Annotated in this window: 25 protein-coding genes and 1 pseudogene; 12 read left to right on the top strand and 14 right to left on the bottom strand. The window is 69.9% G+C overall.

The genetic code is table 11. The features are described from left to right. Positions 1–35: 35 nt before the first annotated feature. Entirely contained in the window at positions 36–1,616 is a 1,581-nt protein-coding gene (locus ACKTSN_RS18105) for an acyl-CoA mutase large subunit family protein (RefSeq protein ID WP_409470077.1), read from the bottom strand. Positions 1,617–1,769: 153 nt separating this feature from the next. Here ACKTSN_RS18105 and ACKTSN_RS18110 point away from each other — a divergent pair, with 153 nt between their 5' ends. Next, positions 1,770–2,642, top strand: coding sequence for a L,D-transpeptidase family protein (locus tag ACKTSN_RS18110; RefSeq protein ID WP_409470078.1), 873 nt, complete (start codon positions 1,770–1,772; stop codon positions 2,640–2,642). 200 nt (positions 2,643–2,842) lie between these two features. Here the strand turns inward: ACKTSN_RS18110 and ACKTSN_RS18115 are convergent, their stop codons facing one another. The 7 genes from ACKTSN_RS18115 to ACKTSN_RS18145 all read right to left on the bottom strand — a co-directional run bounded on the left by ACKTSN_RS18115 (position 2,843) and on the right by ACKTSN_RS18145 (position 8,455). Then, positions 2,843–3,862, bottom strand: coding sequence for a hypothetical protein (locus ACKTSN_RS18115; RefSeq protein ID WP_409470079.1), 1,020 nt, complete (start codon positions 3,860–3,862; stop codon positions 2,843–2,845). Further along, positions 3,862–4,533: an RNA polymerase sigma factor gene (locus tag ACKTSN_RS18120; RefSeq protein ID WP_409470080.1), complete on the bottom strand. Its 672-nt coding sequence runs from the start codon at positions 4,531–4,533 to the stop codon at positions 3,862–3,864. The genes ACKTSN_RS18115 and ACKTSN_RS18120 overlap by 1 nt, the downstream gene beginning before the upstream one ends. Positions 4,534–4,927: 394 nt before the next feature. Then, on the bottom strand, positions 4,928–5,704 hold the full coding sequence (locus ACKTSN_RS18125; protein ID WP_409470081.1) for a hypothetical protein: 777 nt from the start codon (positions 5,702–5,704) through the stop codon (positions 4,928–4,930). A gap of 359 nt (positions 5,705–6,063) precedes the next feature. Next, complete coding sequence (locus ACKTSN_RS18130; protein ID WP_409470082.1) at positions 6,064–6,681, bottom strand: RNA polymerase sigma factor; 618 nt, start codon at positions 6,679–6,681, stop codon at positions 6,064–6,066. Between the two features lie 121 nt (positions 6,682–6,802). After that, positions 6,803–7,480: a hypothetical protein gene (locus ACKTSN_RS18135; RefSeq protein ID WP_409470083.1), complete on the bottom strand. Its 678-nt coding sequence runs from the start codon at positions 7,478–7,480 to the stop codon at positions 6,803–6,805. A gap of 493 nt (positions 7,481–7,973) precedes the next feature. Beyond that, a complete protein-coding gene (locus ACKTSN_RS18140; protein ID WP_409470084.1) occupies positions 7,974–8,219 on the bottom strand; it encodes a hypothetical protein in 246 nt (81 codons plus the stop codon). Next, on the bottom strand, positions 8,216–8,455 hold the full coding sequence (locus ACKTSN_RS18145) for a hypothetical protein (protein WP_224738349.1): 240 nt from the start codon (positions 8,453–8,455) through the stop codon (positions 8,216–8,218). The genes ACKTSN_RS18140 and ACKTSN_RS18145 overlap by 4 nt, the downstream gene beginning before the upstream one ends. 184 nt (positions 8,456–8,639) lie before the next feature. Here ACKTSN_RS18145 and ACKTSN_RS18150 point away from each other — a divergent pair, with 184 nt between their 5' ends. The 3 genes from ACKTSN_RS18150 (at position 8,640) to ACKTSN_RS18160 (ending at position 11,047) form a co-directional block, all read left to right on the top strand. Continuing rightward, on the top strand, positions 8,640–9,482 hold the full coding sequence (locus ACKTSN_RS18150; protein ID WP_224738352.1) for a helix-turn-helix domain-containing protein: 843 nt from the start codon (positions 8,640–8,642) through the stop codon (positions 9,480–9,482). After that, a complete protein-coding gene (locus ACKTSN_RS18155; RefSeq protein WP_409470085.1) occupies positions 9,464–9,673 on the top strand; it encodes a DUF397 domain-containing protein in 210 nt (69 codons plus the stop codon). The genes ACKTSN_RS18150 and ACKTSN_RS18155 overlap by 19 nt, the downstream gene beginning before the upstream one ends. Positions 9,674–10,171: 498 nt before the next feature. Continuing rightward, positions 10,172–11,047, top strand: coding sequence for a septum formation family protein (locus ACKTSN_RS18160; protein ID WP_409470086.1), 876 nt, complete (start codon positions 10,172–10,174; stop codon positions 11,045–11,047). A gap of 90 nt (positions 11,048–11,137) precedes the next feature. Here the strand turns inward: ACKTSN_RS18160 and lepB are convergent, their stop codons facing one another. Then, the gene (lepB, locus tag ACKTSN_RS18165; protein ID WP_409470087.1) at positions 11,138–11,779 is read right to left on the bottom strand and encodes a signal peptidase I; all 642 of its coding nucleotides are present in this window, start codon (positions 11,777–11,779) and stop codon (positions 11,138–11,140) included. 148 nt (positions 11,780–11,927) lie between these two features. Further along, positions 11,928–12,128 (bottom strand): hypothetical protein, encoded by a 201-nt coding sequence (locus ACKTSN_RS18170; protein ID WP_409470088.1) that lies wholly within the window; start codon positions 12,126–12,128, stop codon positions 11,928–11,930. Positions 12,129–12,471: 343 nt separating this feature from the next. Here ACKTSN_RS18170 and ACKTSN_RS18175 point away from each other — a divergent pair, with 343 nt between their 5' ends. Next, positions 12,472–15,090, top strand: a complete 2,619-nt coding sequence (locus ACKTSN_RS18175) for an FG-GAP-like repeat-containing protein (RefSeq protein ID WP_409470089.1) — start codon at positions 12,472–12,474, stop codon at positions 15,088–15,090. Between the two features lie 47 nt (positions 15,091–15,137). Here the strand turns inward: ACKTSN_RS18175 and ACKTSN_RS18180 are convergent, their stop codons facing one another. From ACKTSN_RS18180 to ACKTSN_RS18195, 4 genes and pseudogenes are all read right to left on the bottom strand, one after another. Continuing rightward, positions 15,138–15,533 (bottom strand): hypothetical protein, encoded by a 396-nt coding sequence (locus ACKTSN_RS18180; protein ID WP_409470090.1) that lies wholly within the window; start codon positions 15,531–15,533, stop codon positions 15,138–15,140. 130 nt (positions 15,534–15,663) lie between these two features. Further along, positions 15,664–16,251, bottom strand: a complete 588-nt coding sequence (locus tag ACKTSN_RS18185) for a hypothetical protein (RefSeq protein ID WP_409470091.1) — start codon at positions 16,249–16,251, stop codon at positions 15,664–15,666. 76 nt (positions 16,252–16,327) lie between these two features. After that, positions 16,328–16,648: pseudogene (locus tag ACKTSN_RS18190) on the bottom strand (hypothetical protein); the annotation flags it as partial. A gap of 326 nt (positions 16,649–16,974) precedes the next feature. Next, on the bottom strand, positions 16,975–18,630 hold the full coding sequence (locus tag ACKTSN_RS18195; protein WP_409470092.1) for a beta-N-acetylhexosaminidase: 1,656 nt from the start codon (positions 18,628–18,630) through the stop codon (positions 16,975–16,977). 167 nt (positions 18,631–18,797) lie between these two features. On the opposite strand from ACKTSN_RS18195, the gene ACKTSN_RS18200 reads away from it, so the two are divergent. The 7 genes from ACKTSN_RS18200 (at position 18,798) to ACKTSN_RS18230 (ending at position 24,385) form a co-directional block, all read left to right on the top strand. Then, entirely contained in the window at positions 18,798–19,367 is a 570-nt protein-coding gene (locus ACKTSN_RS18200; RefSeq protein ID WP_409474859.1) for a 2-oxo-4-hydroxy-4-carboxy-5-ureidoimidazoline decarboxylase, read from the top strand. 178 nt (positions 19,368–19,545) lie between these two features. Continuing rightward, complete coding sequence (gene sdhC / locus ACKTSN_RS18205) at positions 19,546–19,926, top strand: succinate dehydrogenase, cytochrome b556 subunit (RefSeq protein WP_129803666.1); 381 nt, start codon at positions 19,546–19,548, stop codon at positions 19,924–19,926. Positions 19,927–19,931: 5 nt separating this feature from the next. Continuing rightward, complete coding sequence (locus ACKTSN_RS18210) at positions 19,932–20,414, top strand: succinate dehydrogenase hydrophobic membrane anchor subunit (protein WP_409470093.1); 483 nt, start codon at positions 19,932–19,934, stop codon at positions 20,412–20,414. Between the two features lie 23 nt (positions 20,415–20,437). Further along, entirely contained in the window at positions 20,438–22,192 is a 1,755-nt protein-coding gene (gene sdhA / locus ACKTSN_RS18215) for a succinate dehydrogenase flavoprotein subunit (protein WP_409470094.1), read from the top strand. Further along, entirely contained in the window at positions 22,192–22,953 is a 762-nt protein-coding gene (locus tag ACKTSN_RS18220; protein ID WP_129803663.1) for a succinate dehydrogenase iron-sulfur subunit, read from the top strand. Before sdhA ends, ACKTSN_RS18220 begins: the two co-directional genes overlap by 1 nt. Before the next feature lie 239 nt (positions 22,954–23,192). Next, the gene (locus ACKTSN_RS18225) at positions 23,193–23,603 is read left to right on the top strand and encodes a VOC family protein (protein ID WP_409470095.1); all 411 of its coding nucleotides are present in this window, start codon (positions 23,193–23,195) and stop codon (positions 23,601–23,603) included. Positions 23,604–23,626: 23 nt separating this feature from the next. Next, complete coding sequence (locus tag ACKTSN_RS18230) at positions 23,627–24,385, top strand: TetR family transcriptional regulator (RefSeq protein WP_409470096.1); 759 nt, start codon at positions 23,627–23,629, stop codon at positions 24,383–24,385. Positions 24,386–24,528: the final 143 nt, after the last annotated feature.

Genomic DNA, 24,528 nt, shown 5'->3' on the forward strand with positions numbered 1-24,528 from the left:
TGCCCGTGATCACTCATACGGAGTAACCGCCCTGCTCAGAGCGCATCGCTCGGCACGTAAGTCCCCCAAACCCCCCGCAGCGCGTTGCACACCTCCCCCACCGTCGCCCGAGACCGCAGCGCCTCCTTCATCGGGTACAGGACGTTGTCCTCCCCCTCCGCCGCCTTCTTCAGTTCTGCGAGCGCCGCGTCCACCGCCCGCTGGTCGCGTTCGGCGCGCAGCTTCGCGAGCCGTTCCGCCTGCTGGGCCTCGATGGCCGGGTCCACGCGGAGTGGCTCGTACGGCTCCTCCTCGTCGAGCTGGAAGCGGTTGACGCCGACCACGACCCGCTCACCTGCGTCGGTCTCCTGCGCGATCCGGTACGCGTTGCGTTCGATCTCGCCCTTCTGGAAGCCGCGCTCGATCGCCGCGACCGCGCCGCCCAGCTCCTCCACCTTGCCCATCAGCTCCAGGGCCGCCGCCTCGACCTCGTCCGTCATCGTCTCGATGGCGTACGAGCCCGCGAAGGGGTCGACCGTCGCCGTCACGTCCGTCTCGTACGCCAGCACCTGCTGCGTCCGCAGCGCCAGCCGCGCGCTCTTGTCGGTCGGCAGGGCGATCGCCTCGTCGAAGGAGTTGGTGTGCAGGGACTGTGTGCCGCCGAGCACCGCCGCGAGGGCCTGGACGGCGACACGGACCAGGTTCACCTCCGGCTGTTGGGCCGTCAGTTGAACGCCCGCCGTCTGTGTGTGGAAGCGCAGCATCAGCGACTTGGGGTTCTTCGCGCCGAACTCGTCCCGCATCACCCGCGCCCAGATCCGGCGCGCGGCACGAAACTTGGCGACCTCCTCCAGGATCGTCGTACGCGCGACGAAGAAGAAGGACAGGCGGGGGGCGAAGTCGTCCACGCCCATGCCCGCCGCGACCGCCGTGCGGACGTACTCGATGCCGTCCGCCAGCGTGAACGCGATCTCCTGCGCGGGCGAGGCACCCGCCTCGGCCATGTGGTAGCCGGAGATCGAGATCGTGTTCCACTTGGGGATCTCGGCCTTGCAGTACTTGAAGATGTCCGCGATCAGACGCAGGGAGGGCTTCGGCGGGAAGATGTACGTCCCGCGCGCGATGTACTCCTTCAGTACGTCGTTCTGGATCGTGCCGGTCAGCTGGTCCGCGCTGATCCCCTGCTCCTCCGCGACCAGCTGGTACAGCAGCAGAAGCAGCGCCGCCGGGGCGTTGATCGTCATCGATGTCGACACCTTGTCCAGCGGGATCCCGCCGAACAGCACCCGCATGTCGTCGATCGAGTCGATGGCCACCCCCACCTTGCCGACCTCGCCGTGCGCGAGGGGCGCGTCGGAGTCGTGGCCCATCTGGGTCGGCAGGTCGAAGGCGACGGACAGGCCGGTCGTGCCGTGGGCGATCAGGTCCCGGTAGCGGGCGTTGGACTCCGTCGCCGTACCGAAGCCCGCGTACTGGCGCATCGTCCAGGGGCGGCCCGTGTACATCGTCGGGTACACGCCACGGGTGAAGGGATACGACCCCGGTTCGCCCAGCTTCTCCGCCGGGTCCCAGTTCTGCAGGGTGTCCGGTCCGTACACCGGCTCGATGGGCAGTCCGGACTCCGACTCGCGCGCCATGGTGTGCCTCCCGCCGAACACCGACTCACTTCTTGTTCATAACGATGCCGCGCCGTTCGCAACCCGTCATGCGCGGGGAACATCTCAGGTGACGTCGGCGTCCTGGGGTGGGGCGGCCATGAGACGACGGGGGCTGTCATGCGTACTGCGGGCATGGGGAGAGCGATAGCCGCGCTGGCGGCGCTGGTGACGGTGTGCGGCTGCACCGCGCAGGCCGTGGACGCGGACGGAAAGCCCCGCGAGCCGGTGCACATCGACATCACCGGCACCAGGCCGGCGACGCCGCCCACGACATCCTCCCACCCCGCCGAAGACGAAGACGTGGACGTGGACGAACGCCAAGGCGAAGACCAGGACGACAGATCCAGCGCCCCGTCCCCGCCCGCCGCGCCGCCGAAGGTCCTCTGGTCACCCGGTGACACGGGCCGGGACGTGCGTGAGCTGCAGGCGCGGCTGCGGCAGGTCGCCTGGCTGTTCGACGGGCCGACGGGGACGTACGACGACCTGACCGAGCAGGCCGTCCGGGGCTTCCAGGGAAAGCGCGGGCTGCCGCAGACGGGTGAGACCGACACGGTCACCTGGCAGCGGCTGCTGAAGATGACGCGTGAGCCGGGCCAGTGGGATCTGTATCTGATGGGCGGCCAGCCCGCCGACGCCCCGGATCCGCGCTGTCTGACCGGCCGGGTGCTGTGCATCAGCAAGTCGAGCCGCACCCTGCGCTGGATGATCGACGGGCGGACGGTCTCGACGATGCCGGTGCGTTTCGGGTCGTCGTACACCCCCACCCGGGAGGGCGAGTTCCAGGTCTACTGGAAGTCCCGGCACCACCACTCCACGCTGTACGACTCGCCCATGCCGTACGCCATGTTCTTCAGCGGCGGACAGGCCGTGCACTACTCGTCCGACTTCGCCGCCCGTGGGTATGCCGGAGCCTCGCACGGATGCGTCAACGTGCGGGACGAGGCGGCGATCGCGGATCTGTTCGCCCAGGTGCGCAATGGCGACAAGGTCGTCGTGCACTGGTGAGGCGAGGGAGGGGTTCGGGGCGCGGGCGGGACCGGGGGAACGTGTCCCGCCCGCGCCGAATGCACGAGCCGTAGGTACGGGGGGAACCCCGGCTCTGTGCGACGGCCGATGACCAGTCGGCTCATTCAGTACTGCGCCACCGCGGCCGAAAATGTCACACCCTGCGGGGCGAGAAGTTCAATGCGGAACGAAACCGCAGGTCAGAAGGCCGAGCGGGACGGGCCGGCGGTCGGCAGCGGCGAGGTCGCCGACCGCTCCGGACGACTGGGCGCGAAGGCCGACGGCGAGGACGACACGCCGTCCCGGTCACTGAGGCTTCCCCCGGGGATGCCGGAGGTTGTGTCGTCGCCCTTGTCCTGGTCCTCGTCCTTGCCTTTGTCGTCGTTGCTGTCACTGCGGCCCTTGTCGACCTGGGCCTCGGCACCGCCGGCGTTCTTCAGGACGTCGTCGCAGTACTTCTCCACGCGTGACGAACCGCCGGCCGCCCCCTCCAGGGTCCGCTTGCGGCCCAGGTCCAGCTCCTTGCCGTTGCGCACATCACGGCACGCCGAGGTGACCGCCTCCGACCAGCCGCCGGGCCGGCCGGCCGGGCTCTCGGCGCCGTCCCGCTCCTCGGCCGTGCTCTTGTCGGCCGGGGTGGACTCCTCGACGGCGGGGCCGCTCGTGGTGCCCTCGGGCGTGGGCGCGCCGGTCTCGCCGCCCTGCGCCGACGAGGGCGAGACGAGCGGGCGCTCCGAATCCGGCGGTTCGGCGGCCGAGACCGACGCGGCCGGGCCGGGTTCGTCGTCGAAGGGCGTGGGCAGGACTCCGGTTCCGGCCGCGACAGCCACCCCGCCGACCATGCCGACGGCCAGCGCGGCGGCCAGCCCCAGGCGCACGGGGCGGGCCCAGCGCGGGCCGCGAACAGCGGGCGTACGCCGGTGGGAGCGGCCGCCGATCCGCACGAGGCCGGCGGCGGAGGGGTGCGCATGGCCGGGAGCACCGAGGTCGGCGCGCTCACTGTCCCGGTCCGCCCGCGCCTTGCGGAAAGCGGCCAGCGCGGCGGCCTCACCGGGGAGTTCGTCGCTGGCCGGCGCGGGTTTCACGGACAGCGCACCCAGCGTTTCGGCAAGCCTTGCGGCCTGGTCTCCGGCGGCGGCGTCGACAGCGTCCAGTGGCTCTCCGCTCAGCAAACGCTCCGCCGTATCGCGGTCCAGCCACCTGTACTGCTCGTCGGCCATCACATGTCCTTCTGCGTCCGCGCGCGCCTGGGCGTCACACTCGCGGACGTCACCGCGCGGTCGCGCGGTTCTCGCTGCGGCGGCAGGGCGTCGAGGACGCCGGCCGATTCCGGATCGGCTCCCGCCTCGCCGAGGAGCTCGGCGAGGCGCTTCAGACCGCGGTGCGCCGCGGTGCGTACGGCACCGGCGCGCTTGCCCAGCGTCTCAGCAGCGGTCTTCGCGTCGAGGCCCACCACCACGCGCAGGACGACGGCCTCGGCCTGGTCCTGCGGCAGCCGGGCGATGAGGGAGAGGGTCCGGTCGGTGGCCAGGGCCTCGATGGCCTCGCCCGCGGTGTCGGACTCGGCGGCCCGGCCGGTCAGTTCCGTCTCGTCGCCGCCTATCGCGGGGCGGCGTCCCCGCATGCGTATGTGATCCAGCGCACGGTTGCGGGCAATCCGGGCGGCCCACCCCCGGAACCGGTCGGCGTCCCCGCTGAACCGCTCCAGGTCCCGCGCTATCTGCAACCAGGCCTCGGACGCCACGTCCTCGGCGTCGGGGTCGCCGACCAGCGTCCGTACGTATCCGAGCAACCGTGGCTGCACCGCGCGGTACACAGTCCGGAACGCGGTCTCGTCCCCGTCCTGCGCCGCAAGCACCGCGGCTGTCAGCTCCGCGTCGTCCCCCAGCACCGCACTCCCTCTGCGCCTGAACCGGCGCCGCTTTCGCGAACCTGGTTGCTCGCCATCGTGGTTCCTCAATTGATGGTTGCTGTTTCAGGCCCCTGGTGGTTGCGGTCATCTGCCACCCGTTCCGGGCGCGGCGCGAAAAGCACGTTACGTCCTGAAACCGCTCCCCGTCCATGTCCGTAGAGGATGCAACTAACTCGTGACACGGACGGGTGTGACAGAAAACGCACTCATGGCGCTGTAGGAAGTACGGGCCGCCGCGCGGTCCGTGCCGCGCGACGGCCGGGGTCTCTCCTGTGGGGGGTGGCGACCCCGGCCGTTGCCTCGGCGCAGGGCCCGCGCCGCCTGGCGAGTGGAGGTACCGGGGCGCGCGAGGTCAGGGCTCTTTCCCTGTGGGTCAGTTCTTCTTCCCGTTCACGGTGGCCTTGTCGGCCTGGTCGCCGCCCGCGCCACTGTTCACGTTGCCCGCGCGGCTCTCCCCGTTGTCGGCACGGTTGTCGTCGGCACCGTTCGTCGCGCCCGCCGCTCCGCCGCCCGGCGTGGCCGCCTGGCTCGGCCTGCTCGTGGCCGCCGCCCGCGCCGGCTGCTCGGCGCAGTACGCGGCCACCTTGTCCTCGCCGCCCGCCGCCGTGACGAGCCGCTGCCAGGCCGTCGAGTCCAGCGCGTTACCGCGGTCCTTGACCTGGTCGTAGGCGCGGCACTGGGCCTCGGTGCCCTGGGCGGTGGACGGGTGGTCGGGCTTCCCGGAGGCGGCGTCGGACGCCGCGGAGGAACGCTCGGCGGCCGGCAGGTCGGAGGTACTGGTCGACCGGGTCGGCCTGCCCTGGTCGGCGGCGGGGCCGTCCGACGAGTCGGACGAGCCGATCGTGGCGACCGCTACGCCGCCCAGCGCGAGACTCGCAATGAACAGGGAGAGCGTGGTCTTCACCGAGAGCGCCAGCCGCCGTTGCTCGCGGGGCCGCCAGTCGTCCCGGCGCCGGGTGCGCGCTCGGTGTGCCCCCGCGTCCCGCGCGGCCTGGAACGCGGCCACGGCACGCTGCTCGCCCTCGGCGTCCACGCGGTGCCCGCGCAGCACGGCGGCGAAGAGCAGCGCCTCCAGCTCGGCGTCGTCGAGTGCCACGGCCGGGCCGGACGCGTGACCGGACGTGTGGCCGGACGTGTGGCCGGAGGCCATGCCGTCAGGGTGCACACGCCGACGGCCGGGGGACCCACCGCCGCTCTGCTGTTCACCCATGTCCGCTTCCCGTCCCTGTCCGACCTGTTCAATTCATGTGGCCTGTGGACTCTTGTGACTCACACACGCCTGTGGGGCCCGTATGGCCCCCTGGCCCACGTGGTCTCTGTGACCATGTGCGCTATGTGTCCCATGTGGCAGCTGTGACTCGCGGCCTCCGTAGAGCCTGTACGGCGCGCACGCCCGTACGACTCACGCGCCCGTCCGTCGACCGGCCACCGGCGCCCTTCCGGGAGCCGCCGCACCCGACCGGCCTGCCTCGCCGATGCGCCGTCTTGGCCGCCGCCGTCACTCACTGTTCATTTCGATTCCCCCAGCGTCTGGGGGCCGCCATCCGTCACACCTTCGACGCCCAGCTGCTTGGCCAGGCGCTTCAGCCCCCGGTACGCGGCCGTCCGCACCGCGCCCGGGCGCTTGCCGAGGACGCGGGCCGCGGCCGGGGCGTCGAGGCCGACCACCACCCGCAGCAGCACGGCCTCAGCCTGGTCCCGCGGCAGCCCGCGGACCAGCTCCACGGCGTGCTCCGTGGAGATCGACTCCAGCGCCTGGTCGTGCGTGCTGTGCGGACCGGCCAGGTCCAGTACGTCCTGTTCCAGCGCCGACGACCGGGGCCGTGCCTTCTGCCGGCGCAGATGGTCCAGCGCCCGGTGCCGGGCGATGGTGGCGCTCCAGCCCCGGAACCCGGCTCCGTCGCCCTTGAACCGGCCCAGGTCCCGGGCGATCTCCAGCCAGGCCTCGGACGCCACGTCCTCCGCGTCGTCCCCGACCAGCCCGCGCAGGTACCCGAGCAGTCCTGGCTGCACCAGCCGGTACGCGGCCGCGAAGGCGGCCTCGTCACCTTCCTGGGCCCGCGCGACGGCCGCGCCCAATTCCCCGTCGTGCGCGTGCACGCGGCGGGGTTCCCCTCCTCGGCCCAAGAACTGTCCTCGTCCGTACTGGTTCGTGGCGAATCCGTGCCCCCGGGGTACGGCCGCACTTTGCCCACCTACCCCCACGGTCAACAGCGCCCGGCCTCACAGAAGTGTCACAGGGCGCTCATCAGCCCACTCCGTCCGGAAGCACGACGGTGCCCTCGTACGTCCCCGCGGTCCGCTCCGTCACCTCCTGGTCGTAACGGATCTGCCGCCCCTCGTGGGGGATCAGGAAGGTGCACTTGAAGGTGTGCGCGGTGACGCGGTAGGTCGAGGCGTCGAGCACGAAGGACTCCTCGGTGCCCGCCACGATGATCCGGCTCTCGGGGGCGGTGACACCGGCCGCGCGCAACTGCTCCAGGGTCGGGGTGAATTCGCGCAGCGCCTTCTGTACGACGCCCTCGTCCCGTACACCGGTCAGCCGGGCGGTCGTGGTACGGACGCGCAACTCGACCCGGCCCTCGGGGCCGTCCGGCTCGGCGAGGGTGATCCCGTCGCCGTATCCCCGGAACCCGTCGAGCGCGGCGAGGGGGTCCTCCACCTTGTCCGCGAACTCCGGGTCGGAGAGCGGCCCGTGTTCCCAGGCGCCGCCGCCCTCGTTGACGTACGCCGTCCCGTCGACGACGTAGATCTCCTCTGGCTTGGCCCCGTTCCTGCCGCGGATCGTGCCGGTGGAGTGCAGCGCCCACGGGTCGCTGGTGGTCCGGTGCACGGTGGCCGTGTAGGTCGCGGCGTTCTCCTGCCCTCGCAGGACCAGGCCCTCGCGCCCCTTCACCGTGAAGGTCCAGCCCTGCTCCGCGGCCATCGCCTCCTCGGCCAGGGCGAGGAACTCGGCGGGGGTCTCGCAGGCTGGCCACCGAGTAGTCCAGCGGCAGCCGGTTGCGGGCGGTGACGCGGGCGACGAACGCCGCCGCACACGACCGCATGTCTCTGGCGCACGGGACGCGTTCATCCAGCGTGCTCATGGGACCCCACCCCTTCGCTCGGTCAGCGGAAGGGCTCCTTCCGGCCCTTCCGCTGATCAAGCGGACGTCGCCTCATGAGCATCACGGGTAACGAACGTGTTCATTCACACACAGCAAAGTCACAGAACGCGTACAGCCTTTGGACCTCTCGTGCGTCTGCGAAGCGCCTCAGGGGGCCGATCCCTCACAGGTGGAGCTGTCGCTCGCAGTCCCGGCAGTGCGTCTTGCCGTCACGCTTCTCGATCTGCCAGTGCTCGCACACCTCGGAACCGGCCGCCACGTCTTCCCTGTCTTCCCCAACTTCCCGCTCGGCAGAGCAGTGATGGAGGACGGTCACGTCGTGCCCCCGCTCCCCCGCATCACCGCGTAGTCGCCGAAGTTCCGCCGGTAGCGCAGGTGCCGGGTCTCCTGCGTGTGCTTGCGCTGCCACTCCTCGACGGGCGCGGCATGGCCGTGCGTACCAGACCGCGCACCGCACTCGGTCTCGTCGCCGGACACGCAACGGGCCTCGTACTCGGGCTCCGCGGTGCGGTCCTGCTCGATGGTGAACGGGACGTAGCGGAACACGCGCCGGGTCACCGCGCCGCCCCCCTCTCGCTTCCCTTCTCGATGACGGCCGCCAACTCCCGTGCGAGGGGCGGGGAACAGCGTCCCAGCTCGATGAGGGGCCGGGGGTTCGCGTCGGCGTAGGTGTTCGGGTCCAGCCTCAGCGACGGGAGTCTGAGTCCGGCGCGTTCGAGGGCGGACGCGAGGGCATCCCTGACCTCCTCGGCGTCTCTGATCGTCTCGGCCGCCGCCCGGTGCTCCGTCGTCATGGGTCCGCCCCTTCCGCCGTTCCCCCACGCGGGGTGAACTGCCTGGATTACGCTGTGTGTTCTGGTCATTACGAGCATGGCCCGGGAGCGGGACCGGAACGCCGTGGACGAGTTCTCCTTCGTCGCCCTGCGGCTTACTTCCACACCTGCCACGGCCTTCTTCCAGGGACGACGGAGGAGCGCGATGCCGCCGAGAAGGGTGATCACGGGACGCAGCCAGGAACCGCGCCGACGGTACGCGGAGGAACTCCGGTTACTGCGCACGGCCAGGGGCGAGAGTCTGCGTGAGCTGGCCAAGGTGGTGGGCTGGGACGCGTCGCTGTTCGGGAAGTTGGAGAGCGGGGCGACGCTGGGGAGCCCCGAAGTGGCCGAGGCGCTGGATCAGCATTACGGGACGCCGGGGTTGTTGTTGGCGTTGTGGGAGCTGGCGGTGGGGGATCCTACGCAGTTCAAGGAGCAGTATCGGCGGTATATGGCGCTGGAGAGCGAGGCGGTGAATCTGTGGCACTACGGCGTGAGCACGGTTCACGGCCTGCTCCAGACAGAGGCGTACGCATACGAGGTGCTCGCGCTGGGCGGTGCCAAGGGCAAGGAGCTGGACCAGCAGGTCGAGGCACGCACAGGGCGGCGAAAGGTGCTGGACGGGGAGGACGCGCCGCCGTTCCGCGCCCTTCTCGCCGAGGCGGTGCTGCGCACCCCGCTACAAGACGCTGGGGCATGGAGGGAACAACTGGAGTATCTGCTGAAGGTGTCGGAGCAACCGAACATCACACTTCAGGTGCTACCGCAGAGTGCCGGCCTGCACGGGCTGGTGAGCACCGACCTGATGTTCCTGCGGCTGCTGGACGGCGTTACGGTGGCGTACGCGGAGAACGCGCACCGCGGTGAACTGATCGAAGAAAACGCCTCAGTTGAGCGGTTGCAACGTGCGTACGATGCGATGCGCGACCTGGCACTGAACCCTGCCGAGTCGCGGAAGTTCATCCTGCGGATGTTGGAGGAAGTGCCGTGCGAGTCATCGACCTGACCGGAGCGACGTGGCGCAAGAGCAGCTACAGCAACCCGGACGGCGGCGCGTGCGTCGAGGTTGCCGCCAACCTCCCCGCCATCGTCCCCGTCCGTGACAGCAAGGCCCCCGACGGCCCCGCCCTCGCCTTCGAGGCCCGAGCGTGGTCGTCGTTCGTCACCGCCGTCAAGGACGGCGGACTCCCCGCCTGAGCCCACCGCCAGCCCTCGAACAACCGGCCCTCGTCACCACGGCGAGGGCCGTTGACATGGTCGGACACCCCCTGCCCGGCTACCGAGCGGAAGCCACGACGGCCACGACCCCGGAATCCCGACCCGTTCCCGGCCAGGGACCCGCCCTGCAAGACTTCGGCCGCATCGAACTCTTCGCCGTGCCGTGGACCGCACCTGCAGCGATCGCGTACAACCACTGCGGCTCGTCGAGAGTCAGAGAGGCTGTGACGAGCCAAGAGGAGAGTGCAGGACGGCGGCCTGCCGGCGCTGGACCGGCTGTCCGAGTACTGGCCCGGCACGGAGCGCGACATCGCCGCTGACTGAAATGGGTCGAGCGTCGGCACGAAACCCTGGAGGGCTGGGACTTGCCGTGCACCCGCCCTGACTGGCAAGGGCCTTCGCGCAGTCCCGTCACAGGAGTGGCATACGATGCGCACGCCGCCCCTCATAAAGTTCTCATAAGAGGATGTACACGTCATGGCAATCCGTACCCCATACCGTCCCCTTCGTGGCATATCTGCCGTCGTCGCCCTGCTCGCGATCGGCGCGGTGGGGTGCTCGGATGTCGTCGACAGCGCCAAGGACGGCGCGAAGAAGGTGGCCCGCCAGCGATCGGTGTTCTCGCTGGGCATCGGGGACTGCTACAACCCGAACGGCAAGGTCGAGGGCGATACGTTCGCCGTCGAGATCGTGCCCTGCGGCGAGGCGCACGCGGGTCAGGTCGTCGGCGAATTCAACATCGACGATGAGAAGACATACCCCGGCGACGACGCGATCTCGGCGATCGCCGACGAGCGGTGCCCGGTCGAGGCGGGGAAGTTCGCCCAGGACACCTGGGCGCTCCCCAAGGGGGTCGACCTCTTCTACTACACCCCGACCAAGGAGAGCTGGGCGACGGGTGACCGCGCCGTGACCTGCACCTACACCAAGGAATCGGGCAAGTTCACCGGCTCACTGAAGGCTGCGTCGAAGCCCGAGCAGACCGCTTACCTGAAGGGTGCGAACGCCGTCTACGACGCTCTGTGGGCGAACCAGTCCGAAGAGGATTACGTCGAGGACGACCTGGACGGCTACAAGGCGCAGGCCAAAGCCGTCGCAGCCGCCCTCGATGCGCACCTCGAGGGCCTGCAGGACATCGAGGGCACGGAGGTCGGCAAGCTTCGCGAGCAGCTGAAGAAGACCGCCGAGCACTGGAAGAAGGCCGCGAACGCCACCGACGCCGACGCGTTCTACCTCGCCTACGACCCGGCCTTCACCGGCCTCGACCCGAACAAGACGGTCGCCGCCCGCAAGGAACTGGGCCTGGCCACCACCGTCCCGGCCGACGATGCGGAGGTCTGGGCGGCGACCTGACGCCCTTCGGACCAGTGGGGCCGCGTCCGCCAAGGACCCGGCCCCGCCTCCTCATTGGCCGGCCGGTGTTCCTGTCCGGCCTGGCCTCCTTCAGCGGCTGGCGGGGTGCCAGATTCTCGGTGCAAGTCCGATGCGGCGGCGCCTGACGGTCGCGGCGACGGCTGCCGCGACCAGGCCCGCGGCGGCTGTTGCCGCGCCCACCCACGTCCACAGACGATCGGGGGAGGGAACACTTGCGGGGTCCACCGCTATGCCGACGACGGCGGAGCGAGCGATGGTTCCGCTGTGCTCGTAGTGGGGGGCGCGTGAGTCGGCCGCGATGTCCCGGTGGTCGCCGAGGAGGAAGAGCCGACCCGCGGGGACGGTGACCTCCACAGGAAGGCCGAAAACGGGATCCCCCTTGGCTAGGTACGGCTCCCGCAGGGTCTTGCCGTTGACGCTCACCCTCGTCCCGGTCTCGTCGATGACGACGTGATCGCCGCCGACGCCTATCACCCGCATCATGAAGACGCTGTCGGCGCCCCAGTCACGTGCAGAGAACAAGACCACGTCACCGCGCCGGACACCCGAACCGTCGACGGGCCTCACCGTGACGTCGCTTCCCTCGGGATACGTCGGCTCCATCGCCCGGCTTTGCTGCTGCCACGTCCGGTAGCCCGCCGTCTCGTCCCTGGTCGCCAGGATGCTCACCGCCGCGAGCACCATGCCGGCCACCGCGATCCCCAACGCCACCACCATTGGTATGCGACTGCCCACACGGCCCGCCGCTGGCGTGTGTGGCCACACATACGGTGCGGAGGTTGGTTGCTGGGACTCGTACGCCGGCGGCTTCCACACATCGTCCATCAGGCTAAGTTCCCTCCTCTCCGTCACCGGCGCTTCAGGCAGGCTCGAAGAACGGCTCAGGCACGGCATCGGCCACGGTGCAGGGCCGGAACCCGGTATCGGTGAGGATCAGGCCCCCGGTCGTGCCGGGCTCATGGATCCGGTAGGGCGCGAACAGGCCGTCCGAACTGTCATCGCTCTCCAGCAGTCCGCGCCACCAAGCAGCAGGTCCCCCACCCGGGTCTCGTCGGCGCACAGCACCGACACCTCCTGCGAGAACTCGCCGACGCCGAAAGCCTGGCACAACTGCTTGTAGTCGGCGGGCAGTTCGGCCCCCGGATCGCTATCGACTGAGCCGTCCGATGTGATCTACGTCACTAAACTCGCCGGGCTGTGACGTTTACCTGGCGCGAATCGCTGGGGGAAGCAGGCCATCCGTGTGACGGATGTGCCTCACGTGACTTTCTTCTCTGGCCTTGTACGGCCTTCTTTGGGGTGGATTCGTCTTGAGTCGTCGTACTCGACGTACGCGTCGTACGTCGCATGCATACAAACCGCTCAGTCTCAAGAGACGCGCGTGGCTGACGGTGGGAGCCGTCGTGCTCAGCGGTGCCGGTGTCGTGACGTACGCGATCGCGGATCCGTCCGCACCGGCCGACGCAAAGCGGGAGAGCCGCAAGCCGTCCGTACACACGCTGAAGCTGAAGGACGAGGGCAGGGGCCGCAAGAGCCTGGACCGGCGGGACACCGACCGGTTCAGCGCCGTGGTGCTGACCTGGGACGATCCGGAGGCGAAGGCCAAGGGCAGGCCCCAGGTGCGCACTCGGGACATCGAGACCGGTAAGTGGTCGAAGTGGCAGGAACTGGTGGCCGAGCCGAGCCAGGCCGACGGTGCCGAGGCGGAGCGCGCCGCCGCGCGCGGTGGCACCGAGTCGCTGTGGACCGGCGCGTCCGACGGCATCGAGGTCCGCTTGGTGAACGCCGACGGCACGGAGGCGACGGGCCAGCCGGCCGGCATGGACGTCAAGCTGCTCGACCCGGGCACCGACCCGGAGGGCATCGGCACCAACACCGTCGGCGCCGACGGGATGGAGCCCGCCGCATTCGTCGCGGAGACCAGCGCCCCGGTCACCGAATCGCCGACGGCCACGGACACGCCCACGCCGACCGATACGCCGACCGACACCGCGACGCCGACGCCGACGGACACGCCCACGGCCACGGACACCTCCTCCCCGACGGCGTCCCCCACGCCCACCCCGACCTCCACGGTCCCCGCTCCCCGGCCCTCGACCGTCGTCAAGCCGCCGATCATCACGCAGGCCCAGTGGGGTGCGTCGACGGACTACAACGGCACGCCGAGCTACGGCACCGACATCAAGGCCGCCGTCGTCCACCACACCGGCGTGGACAACGACAACACGCTCTCCTGCGCCGAGAGCGCGGCCCGGATGCGGACGATCCAGCAGGCGCACCTGGCCCAGGAATGGTTCGACGTCGGCTACAACTTCATCGTCGACAAGTGCGGCCAGATCTTCGAGGGCCGCAGCGGCGGCATGGACCTGCCGGTGGTCGGCGCGCACGACGCCGGTTTCAACACCGACACGCTCGGCATCTCGTACATCGGCAACTTCGAGACCGCCAAGCCGAGCCGCGCCGCGCTCGACGCCATGGCCCGGATCATCGCCTGGAAGTTCGGGATGTACGGCATCGACCCGACGACCAGCGTCACGCTGACCTCCCGCGCGGAGAAGGGTTACAGCGGCAACAACGTGCCGCTGGGCGAGCAGATCACCCTGCCGCGCGTCTTCGGGCACAAGGACACCAACGCCACGGCCTGCCCCGGCGCCAACCTGTACCCCAAGCTGGGCCTGATCCGCTCCCTCGCCAAGACGCCGGGCATCTCGCACGCCCTGGCCACCTCGGACTACAACCGGGACGGCGTCAGCGACCTCGTCGCCGGTACGCCGGCGGCCAACCGGGTCACCGTGATCCCCGGCGGCATCGACGGCCCCGTCACGGCGTCGCGCATCGGCCTCACCCAGAACAGCGCCGGCGTCCCCGACTCCTCCGAGGCCGGTGACTCCTTCGGCGCCTCGACCGCGTGGGGCGACTACAACGGCGACGGCCACGCCGACCTCGCGATCGGCTCCCCCGGCGAGGACGACGCCGGCGGCAACACCGACCGCGGCCAGGTCACGGTGATGTACGGCCCCACGCTCACCAAGGGCTTCTCGTACACCACGTCCGGCACGGTCACAGCCGCCGGCGCCAAGCTCGGCTCCACCGTCACGGTCGGCGACTTCAACGCCGACGGCAAGGCGGACGTCTTCTCGGCGGGCACCGGCAAGGGCGGCAACTGGCACGTGCGGCTGTCCGGCGGCGCCACCGCGTCCGGCACGCTGACCAGTGCCACGGGTTCGCTCGCCCACCTCGACGCCGCGACCGGCGACTTCAACCGGGACGGCTACGCGGACGTCGCCCTCAACTACCGGGACACCGCGGGCATCGGGCGTGTGGCCCGGTTCGCGGGCTCCGCGACCGGTCTGACCAAGGCCGGCGTCATCTCCGTCAAGGGCGGCCGCTCCATCGCCGCGGGCGACATCAACGCCAACGGCTACGACGACATCGTCATCGGCCAGCCCGTCGCCGCCGAGTCCGGCGCCATCTCCGGCGGCCAGGTCACCATGCTGCTCGGCACGTCGACCGGCTTCACCACCACCGGCATGAAGGTCGTCCACCAGGACACCGCCGATGTCCCCGGCGGCAACGAGTCCGGCGACGCCCTCGGCATCTCCGTCTCCATCGGCGACTACGACGCGGACGGCTACCCGGACGTCCTCGCCGGCGCCAAGAACGAGGACCTCACCCGCAGCGGGGTGAACCAGGTCAACGCGGGCAACGCACTCCTGATCAAGGGCAGCTCGACCGGCCTCACCGGCTCCGGCTCGCTCGCGATCTCACAGGACACCACCGGCGTCCCCGGCTCGACCGAGTCCAACGACGGGTTCGGCTCAGCCGTCTCGCTCACCGACCTGTCCGGATACGGGCGCGCCGACCTGACGTTCGGCGCCTCGGGCGAGGACGGCGGCGACGGCATCCTGATGTACCTGCCGAGCAACAGCACGGGCCTGGGTTACGCCCAGACGGTCATCCTCAGCAAGTCCGCCCTGGGCACCCCCACGGACGGCATGCTGGGCCAGACCCTGACGCCGTAGCCGCGGATCCGACGGCCGGGGCCCGCGCGGCACTTGGGCCCCGGCCGTCACCGCCCTGTCGTACCGAGCGTCGCGTCCCGGCAGAGCAGCCGCAGCGAACCGTCGCCCGAGAAGCAGCGGCGGGCCTCGTCGACCGGGTCCCAGAGGCGGCCGTCGGGGGTGCGGACCCAGTGGTCGCCCCCGGTCGCCCACCACTCGGCGCCGGTCTGACGGACGATCACCTCACCCGCGTACGCACCCAGGCCGCGCAGCACGCTCTCCACGGCGGCGTACGGCGTTTCCTCCCGGCGCAGTTCGTCGATCAGCCGGTCGACGCGCCACAGGCTCTGCGCCGAGTAGTCGAGGTGCAGCCGCGCCCCCTCGCGCAGCGTCGCCACCGCGTCCGCCGCCCAGCGCACCGGCTTCGTCGCAGCTGAGGGCCTGGTTCCCTGCTCTGTCGTCACAGTCGTCACACTCCGAAGAGCGCGACGGCGCGAGGATTCGTCACACGGATCCGGCGGGTTCCCGCAACCGGCGCAGGACCGTCCCAACGCCACCCCAGGACGGTCACAGGATTCTTTCCGGCAATCCGGTTTACGCGTGACGCGCCCGGCGCGACACGACCGCCCGCAGCACCCGCCGCCCCTCCGTGGAGACCTCCAGCGCCCGGCGCAATCCGCCCGAGCCGTGCTCGGCGAGCAGTTCCAGGACGGTGATCTGGCGGCGCAGTTCGGCGGCGACGAGCGGCGACATGCCCTCCGTACGGCCCGCGCGGTGGGAGTCGACCAAGTCCGCGCCGTCCTCGGCGGGGTCGAGGAGGCGGTGGATCTGCAGGGAGGCGACCGAGCAGCCGTCGGCCCACACCCGCGCCTCTGCGGCCGACCGGACACCCGGGGCGGCGGCCAGCATCCGCCGGACCAGCAACGCGGCCTCGTCCTCGATGTCCTCGGCGTCCATGACGTCCGCGACGCCCAGCTGTGCGCGCGTCTTGTCCAGCAGAGCGCCCCACTCGCCCGTGTCCGAGCCGTCCGCGAGGTTCGCCCACAGCGGGCGCAGCACCTCGTCGCCACCGCCCAACAAGGGCACACACCGATACAAGGGCACACACCGATCCAAACAAGCCAGCCCACTGGCGACCAGTCCGCGTTCGTCGGCCTGCGCGATCAGTTCCACCAGGCTCATCCACGCCTCCTGCTCCGGGGCGCCATCCCTTACGGAGCCCGCACTTCCCCTTACTGCGCGCCACGCCGCCGCAGTGTCACAGGGGTACCACGCCGAGCCGGTCGAGGAAGCGGAAGAAGAGGTTTTCGGCCAGGGGGTCCCGCGGGAGCGGGGCCGGGTCGGGGTCGGCGGTCAGGACGTCGAGCAGCGGCCCGGCGGGCACGATGTGACCGGCCTCCGCGGCCCAGGCAACGGCCCGTTCGGCGGCGTCGCGAGGTTCGAGGACGTAGTCCTCGAGGGTCAGCCCCTCGTTTCCGGCGCCGATGCGCCTGGCCATGGCGGCGCGGGCCGGACAGGTCGTCCAGACGGCTGTCCGGCGCCGCCGCCTTCAGCGACCACAGTCGCTGTCCATGACGTACCGCCCCTAACGACGCTGGCCAGTATTGGCCAGGCGCCGCAATCCGGATTACTCAGACTGCCCCGCAAGCGGTCCTCGGGGTCAGAGGGCGCGCTGGTCTGCTTCGGCGATCCGCGTCTTACGCCTCACTGGCTGCGCGAAGTCCTCGGCAGGGCTGGTCCGCCCTCCTGCGGTCCTCGGCCGCAAGCGCCCCGACGGGTAGCTCTCTCGGCACGATCCTCTGGTCGCGCAAAGTCACACCTCGCCGATAACAGGCGCTCCGCTGTAACCGACCACACCACTATATCACCCAAAGAGAGCAGCCGATTACCCAATGTGCCCGAAGATTAGCCCAGTCGGTCCGCCAGCGCCTTGAACTCCGCCCAGGACAACCCGGGCCGCCCCGGATCCCACAGTTTCTGGACCGTCGCCCGCAGCGGCATCCGGATGCCGGCGGCCACCTGGGCTTGCGTCTGGGAGTTCGCGAGGTCGCACCACACCGCGAAGGAGCCGCCGAGGATCTGGTCGTCGTACTGCGCCGGAACCGCCTGGGTACCGCGCAGCACGCGCGGAGTCCACCGCTCGTAGATCCGCTGCCCCGTCGGATAGACGAAGGTCTGCGGCTGCCCGAGGACGTAGTACAGGAACTCGTCGTTGTAGTTGATGACCTCGCGGCCCGCCCTCAGATACTCGACCGGGATGCGCGCGCCGATCTCCTTGCCCGTCCAGTACGCGACCTTGATGTCCCTGGCGGGCCGCACGGTCGTACCGGCATAGAACCCGTCGTTCCAGGCGCGCGGGGTGCGGCCGTGGGCGCGGACGGTGGCGGCGCGGTCGTTGAGCCAGCCGGTGGCGAGGTCGGCGACGGTCGCGCCGGAGCCGTACGCCTCCCGAGCGGCGGCCGCGAGCTGCGGGTACGAGGCCTGGGGGTCGGAGGCCGTCAGCGCCCGGTACTCGTCACCGCCGAGGTGCCACTGCCCGCCGGGGAAGAGGTCGGCGTACTCGTCGATCAGCTCGTCGACGATCTCGGCGGCGGCCGGCTTGGAGATGTCCACCGCACCGCGCGCCGCCACACCCTGCGCGTTGCGCAACTGCAGATCGGGATGGGCTGCGATGATCGCGCCCAGGTGCCCCGGCGAGTCGATCTCGGGCACCACCGTGATGTGCCGGCTCTCCGCGAGGTCGACGATCCTGCTGACCTCCGCCTTGGTCAGGTGCTCCTCGGACACGATCTCCGGATGCTTGTCGGACTCGATGCGGAAGCCCTGGTCGTCGGAGAAGTGCAGGCCCAGCTGGTTGAACTTCAGGTCACCCAGCTCCCGTATCCGGTCCTCGATCCAGTCGGCGGTGAAGTGCTTGCGGGCGATGTCCAGCATCAGCCCGCGCTGCGGCTTGGCCGGCTCGTCGCGCACGATGCCCTCCGGCGCCGTGCCACCGCCGTGCACGGTCTGCTTCAGCGTGCGGGTGCCGTAGAAGACGCCCGCGTCGGCAGGCCCGCTGATCGTCACCCGCCCGCCGCGCACGGTCATGGTGTACGACTCCGGGTCCGCACCCGCCTCGCCGCCGAGCGCCAGCCGTACGTCCCCGGCGCGCACGTCATCCTTCTCACCGCCGTACGACAGCCCCAGCTCACCGGCGATCAGCCGCCCCTCGTCGGCCAGGTCCGCGTCGCTCACCACCACGCGGTACCCACGCGCCGGGCGCCATCCGGGGCCGCGCCCCGGAGTGTGGTCGCGGACGGCGGGGATCGTGCGAGGGGCCGTGGACAGGGGGTACGAGCGGGTGGGCGACGGGGTCGGCGCGGCCGCGGCATCGCGGTCGGAGGCCGTCGGTGCGGCGGTGTCCGCGGGCCGGCTCGCCGAACCGGCCGGACCGCTGCCGCCCTCCACGGCCCACACGCCCAGGCTCAGCCCGACCGCGATCACGCCGGCGACGGCCGCCGTGATCAGCACCCGCCTCCGCTTCACCTTCGTCGCCGGTGTCCGGCGTCTGTGCTGGCTCACTCCGCCAACCTAAGGCCGTCGAGCGTCCACCGCGCGCACTCAAACTCTGCCGTGCGGGTGAAATTCGCGCATCTATCGGACAGTCCCTGACCACTCTCGATAACGTGACGACACACCTCTCACAAGATCCCCTGCCGACACACACGTGACGCCCACAAGGACCCACGCTGCCTGCGCACCGTTTCCCCGACCTCCCCGGCCAAGTCGCCTTACCGGAACAGACCCGCGGCACCCCTGCCCCGCTGGACCTGTTCAACACGGCCCCCGCCGAGGCGGTGCAGCGCATCCTCCTCACCTGCCTGCGCAGCCCCCACTGGGCCCACCGCCTCACCGCCCACCGCCCCTACCCCGACCTGGACGCCCTGCTCGCCGCATCCGACGAGGCGGCGTACGACCTGACACCGGGGGACCTGGCGGAGGCGCTGGCGGCGGAGGCCTTGCCCGAGCTGCCCGAGGGCGTGTACTCCGCCGCCCACACGGCACTCAGCGCGGCGCAGGCGGCATACGAGTCCCGATTCGGACATGCGTTCGTCATCTACGTGGACGACCTCCCTCCGGACGAGGCCCTCGACCAGATCCTGGCATCGATCCGGTCACGATTGGCCAACGATCCGGAGGAGGAGCGGGTGGTAGCAGCAGAGGAACTCCGTCGCCTGGCAAGAGGACGTTTGGTGAACGCCCTAAGGGGCGCGGGGAACTGCGCGACCAGCCCAAACGGCGCTAAACCCGGCACATAACAGCACACTCCACCCGAATAGCCCGTTCGACTGCCGGTTTGATCACATCCGCAGGCCCCCCGTAAGCGCCGCAGGCAACCGTGGATACGATGCTGGGGGCCGGTGGACCGTACCCGGCCGGGCCCGTCCGACCAACGAAGCCGGCAGGCCCTAATCCCCGCTCCCGGAGGGTTCTTCCGTGCCGGCTGGAACGCTGTACCGCGGCCGGGAAGGAATGTGGTCCTGGGTGGCTCACCGAGTCACCGGCGTCCTCATCTTCTTCTTCCTGTTCGTACACGTGCTGGACACCGCACTCGTCCGTGTCTCCCCCGAGGCCTACGACGAGGTCGTGGCCACGTACAAGACGCCGATCGTCGCCGTGCTGGAGTACGGCCTCGTCGCCGCCATCCTCTTCCACGCGCTCAACGGCCTGCGTGTCATCGCCGTCGACTTCTGGTCGAAGGGCCCGCGCTACCAGAAGCAGATGCTCTGGACGGTCGTGGGCATCTGGGTCGTGCTGATGCTCGGGGCGATCTACCCCGTTCTCGGCCACGCCGCTCGTGAAGTGTTCGGGAGCTGACGCCAATGTCCACGACTGAAAAGACCGCTTCCGGGATCGGCCCCGTCGAGGGCGGCTCCGTCTACACGGTCGACAACCCCGCACCGCTCATCGAGCCCCCGCGCAAGCGCACCAAGAAGACCCCGAAGACCACGCGCGGCAATTTCGAGATGGCCGCCTGGCTCTTCATGCGCCTGTCCGGCATCGTCCTGGTCGTCCTGGTCATCGGGCACCTGCTGATCCAGCTCGTGCTGGACGGCGGCGTCTCCAAGATCGGCTTCGCCTTTGTGGCCGGCCGCTGGGCGTCGCCGTTCTGGCAGGTCTGGGACCTGCTGATGCTGTGGCTGGCGATGCTGCACGGCGCCAACGGTCTGCGCATGATCATCAACGACTACGCGGAGCGCGCGAACACGCGCCTGTGGCTGAAGGGCCTGCTGTACACCGCAACGGTGTTCACCATCCTGCTGGGCACGCTGGTGATCTTCACCTTCGACCCGAACATCCGCTAGGCACGGGGCTGAGGTATCCACTCATGAAGATCCACAAGTACGACACCGTCATCGTCGGCGCAGGCGGCGCGGGCATGCGCGCCGCCATCGAGTCGACGAAGCGCAGCCGCACCGCCGTGCTGACCAAGCTCTACCCCACCCGCTCCCACACGGGCGCCGCGCAGGGCGGCATGGCCGCGGCGCTGGCCAACGTGGAGGAGGACAACTGGGAGTGGCACACCTTCGACACGGTCAAGGGCGGTGACTACCTGGTCGACCAGGACGCCGCCGAGATCCTGGCGAAGGAGGCCATCGACTCGGTCCTCGACCTGGAGAAGATGGGCCTGCCGTTCAACCGCACCCCGAACGGCACCATCGACCAGCGCCGCTTCGGCGGTCACTCCCGCAACCACGGCGAGGCCCCGGTCCGCCGCTCCTGCTACGCGGCCGACCGCACCGGCCACATGATCCTCCAGACGCTGTACCAGAACTGCGTCAAGGAGGGCGTGGAGTTCTTCAACGAGTTCTACGTCCTGGACCAGCTGATCACCGAGGTCGACGGCATCAAGAAGTCGGCCGGTGTGGTGGCGTACGAACTCGCCACCGGCGAGATCCACGTCTTCCAGGCGAAGGCCGTGATCTACGCGTCCGGCGGCTGCGGCAAGTTCTTCAAGGTGACGTCGAACGCGCACACGCTGACCGGTGACGGCCAGGCCGCGGTCTACCGCCGGGGTCTGCCGCTGGAGGACATGGAGTTCTTCCAGTTCCACCCGACCGGCATCTGGCGCATGGGCATCCTGCTGACGGAGGGCGCCCGTGGTGAGGGCGGCATCCTCCGCAACAAGGACGGCGAGCGCTTCATGGAGAAGTACGCGCCGGTGATGAAGGACCTCGCGTCGCGAGACGTGGTTTCGCGCTCGATCTACACCGAGATCCGTGAGGGCCGCGGCTGTGGTCCCGAGGGCGACCACGTCTACCTGGACCTGACCCACCTGCCGCCGGAGCAGCTGGACGCCAAGCTGCCCGACATCACCGAGTTCGCGCGCACGTACCTGGGCATCGAGCCGTACACGGACCCGATCCCGATCCAGCCGACGGCGCACTACGCGATGGGCGGCATCCCGACCAACGTCGAGGGCGAGGTCCTCGCCGACAACACCACCGTCGTCCCGGGCCTGTACGCGGCCGGTGAGGTCGCGTGCGTGTCCGTGCACGGCGCGAACCGTCTCGGCACGAACTCCCTGCTGGACATCAACGTGTTCGGCAAGCGGGCCGGTATCGCGGCGGCGGAGTACTCGCAGACGGCGGACTTCGTCGAGCTGCCGGAGAACCCGGAGTCCCTGGTCGTCGAGCAGATCGAGCGCCTGCGGACGTCGACCGGCAACGAGCGTGTGGCGACTCTCCGCCGCGAGCTGCAGGAGACCATGGACGCCAACGTCATGGTGTTCCGCACCGAGCAGACGATCAAGACGGCGGTGGAGAAGATCGCCGAGCTGCGCGAGCGCTACAAGAACGTGGCGATCCAGGACAAGGGCAAGCGGTTCAACACGGACCTCCTGGAGGCCGTCGAACTGGGCAACCTGCTCGACCTGGCCGAGGTCATGGCGGTGTCCGCGCTGGCCCGCAAGGAGTCCCGCGGCGGTCACTACCGCGAGGACTACCCCAACCGCGACGACGTCAACTTCATGCGCCACACCATGGCGTACCGCGAGGTCGGCGCCGACGGGACCGAGTCCGTCCGTCTCGACTACAAGCCGGTCGTCCAGACCCGCTACCAGCCGATGGAGCGTAAGTACTGATGGCTACCCCTGTTCTGGACAAGGCCGAGGCGGAGTCCACGGCCACCCCGTACATCACCGTCACCTTCCGGGTCCGCCGGTTCAACCCGGAGGTCTCGGCGGAGGCGACCTGGGAAGACTTCCAGCTGGAGATCGACCCCAAGGAGCGCGTCCTCGACGGCCTCCACAAGATCAAGTGGGACCTGGACGGCACGCTCACGTTTCGCCGCTCCTGCGCGCACGGCATCTGCGGCTCGGACGCCATGCGGATCAACGGCAAGAACCGCCTGGCCTGCAAGACGCTGATCAAGGACATCAACCCCGAGAAGCCGATCACGGTCGAGCCCATCAAGGGCCTGACGGTCCTGAAGGACCTGGTCGTGGACATGGAGCCGTTCTTCCAGGCGTACCGGGACGTCATGCCCTTCCTGATCACGAAGGACACGAACGAGCCGACGCGTGAGCGTCTGCAGTCGGCCGAAGACCGCGAGCGCTTCGACGACACGACGAAGTGCATCCTGTGCGCCGCCTGCACGTCGTCCTGCCCGGTCTTCTGGAACGACGGGCAGTACTTCGGCCCGGCGGCCATCGTCAACGCGCACCGCTTCATCTTCGACTCGCGTGACGAGGCCGGCGAGCAGCGCCTGGAGATCCTCAACGACCGCGACGGCGTCTGGCGCTGCCGCACGACCTTCAACTGCACGGACGCCTGCCCGCGCGGCATCGAGGTCACGAAGGCGATCCAGGAAGTGAAGAGGGCGCTGATCACCCGGCGCTTCTGACCTTCCGTCAGCACAGCGAGGGCTCCCCGTCCGGTACGCCGGGCCGGGAGCCCTCGCTGTGTCGGGCTCCCGGAGATCCGCGTACGTCACCTACAGCTGGCTCAGGACGGTCGGATCCGTGATCTTCGTGTCATCGGCAACGGGCCTTCGGCCTCGGCCTCACCTCAACGGGTGATCACATGGTCGGCCCGCGGTCCGGTGTCCGTGGCCGGGCTTCGGCGTGCACCTAACCTGAGGACATGTCAGATGACCAGTCGTACGAGCTGCTCGGCTTCGACAACGTACTGCTGCCCGTCGGGGACCTCGACGAGGCCGTGCGGTGGTACGAGCGGGCCGGGTTCGCGACGGACTTCCGGCTCGACGAGGCCGGGATCGCACTGCTGAAGGTCGGAGGTGAGACGCCCGGAATTCTGCTGCGGCGGGAGGAGGAGTTCGGGCACCGTCCGCCGCCCTGGCCGTCGCCGCGGGTGTGGCTCGAGGTGCCGGACGCGCGCACGGCGGCCCATGCCCTGACCGAGGCCGGCATCCCCCTCCTGGACGCCCCTTCCCCCGTGGCCACCGGCTGGACCGTCGAGATCGCCGATCCGTGGGGGAACATCCTCGGATTCACGGACTACAGCAAGCGGCCGGAGCTGGGGCGGAGGCCCTGAATCCCACTGGCTAGGCTCTCTTCGTGCCTGCGAAGAACGACAGTCCCGCGCCGAGCGACCACCCCGAGGGGAGCGGTACGCCGACCAAGTCCGAGCAGACGCGTGCGCTGATCCTGGAGACTGCGATGCGGCTGTTCAGGGAGCGCGGGTACGACAGGACCACCATGCGGGCCATCGCCAAGGAGGCCGGGGTCTCCGTCGGCAACGCGTACTACTACTTCGCCGGCAAGGAGCACCTGGTCCAGGGCTTCTACGACCGGATCGCCGCCGAGCACCAGGAGGCGGTCCGCGACGTCCTGGACCGCGAGACCGACCTGGAGGCGCGGCTCGCGGGCGTCCTGAAGGCATGGCTGGACGTCGCGACGCCGTACCACGAGTTCGCGGTGCAGTTCTTCAAGAACGCCGCCGACCCGGACAGCCCGCTCAGCCCGTTCTCGCCGGAGTCGGAGCACGCGCGCGTGGAGGCGATCAGCGTGCACCGGGAGGTGTTGGCCGGGTCCGGGGCGAAGGTGCCGGAGGAACTGCGGGATGTTCTTCCCGAGTTGATGTGGCTGGCTCAGATGGGCCTGTGCCTGTACTGGATCTTCGACCGCACGCAAGGGCGCGAACGGAGTTACCGACTGGCCGAGCGGGGGGCGCGGCTGACGGCTCGGGGGGTGTCGCTGGCGCGGTTCCGGGTGCTGCGGCCGCTGGTGCTGGAGGTGCACGAGCTGTTCACGGACTTCTTGCCGGGGATGACGAAGGTGATGCCGGATCCGGGAGGCAAGGGGCGGGCGGGTTGATCACTATCGGGTGATGTGGTCCTCAAGGTCCGCCGAGCCGGCTGCAAAGCCCGTCTGACATGCTGCCGCAGGGTCATGGCGGATCGCTGCGTACAGATCGACATTGAGTGTGAGGTTCCCCAGCAGTGGAAGCACGCTCCGCC

Origin of the sequence: Streptomyces flavusporus (assembly GCF_046267975.1) — a bacterium.
Taxonomy (GTDB): domain Bacteria; phylum Actinomycetota; class Actinomycetes; order Streptomycetales; family Streptomycetaceae; genus Streptomyces; species Streptomyces flavusporus.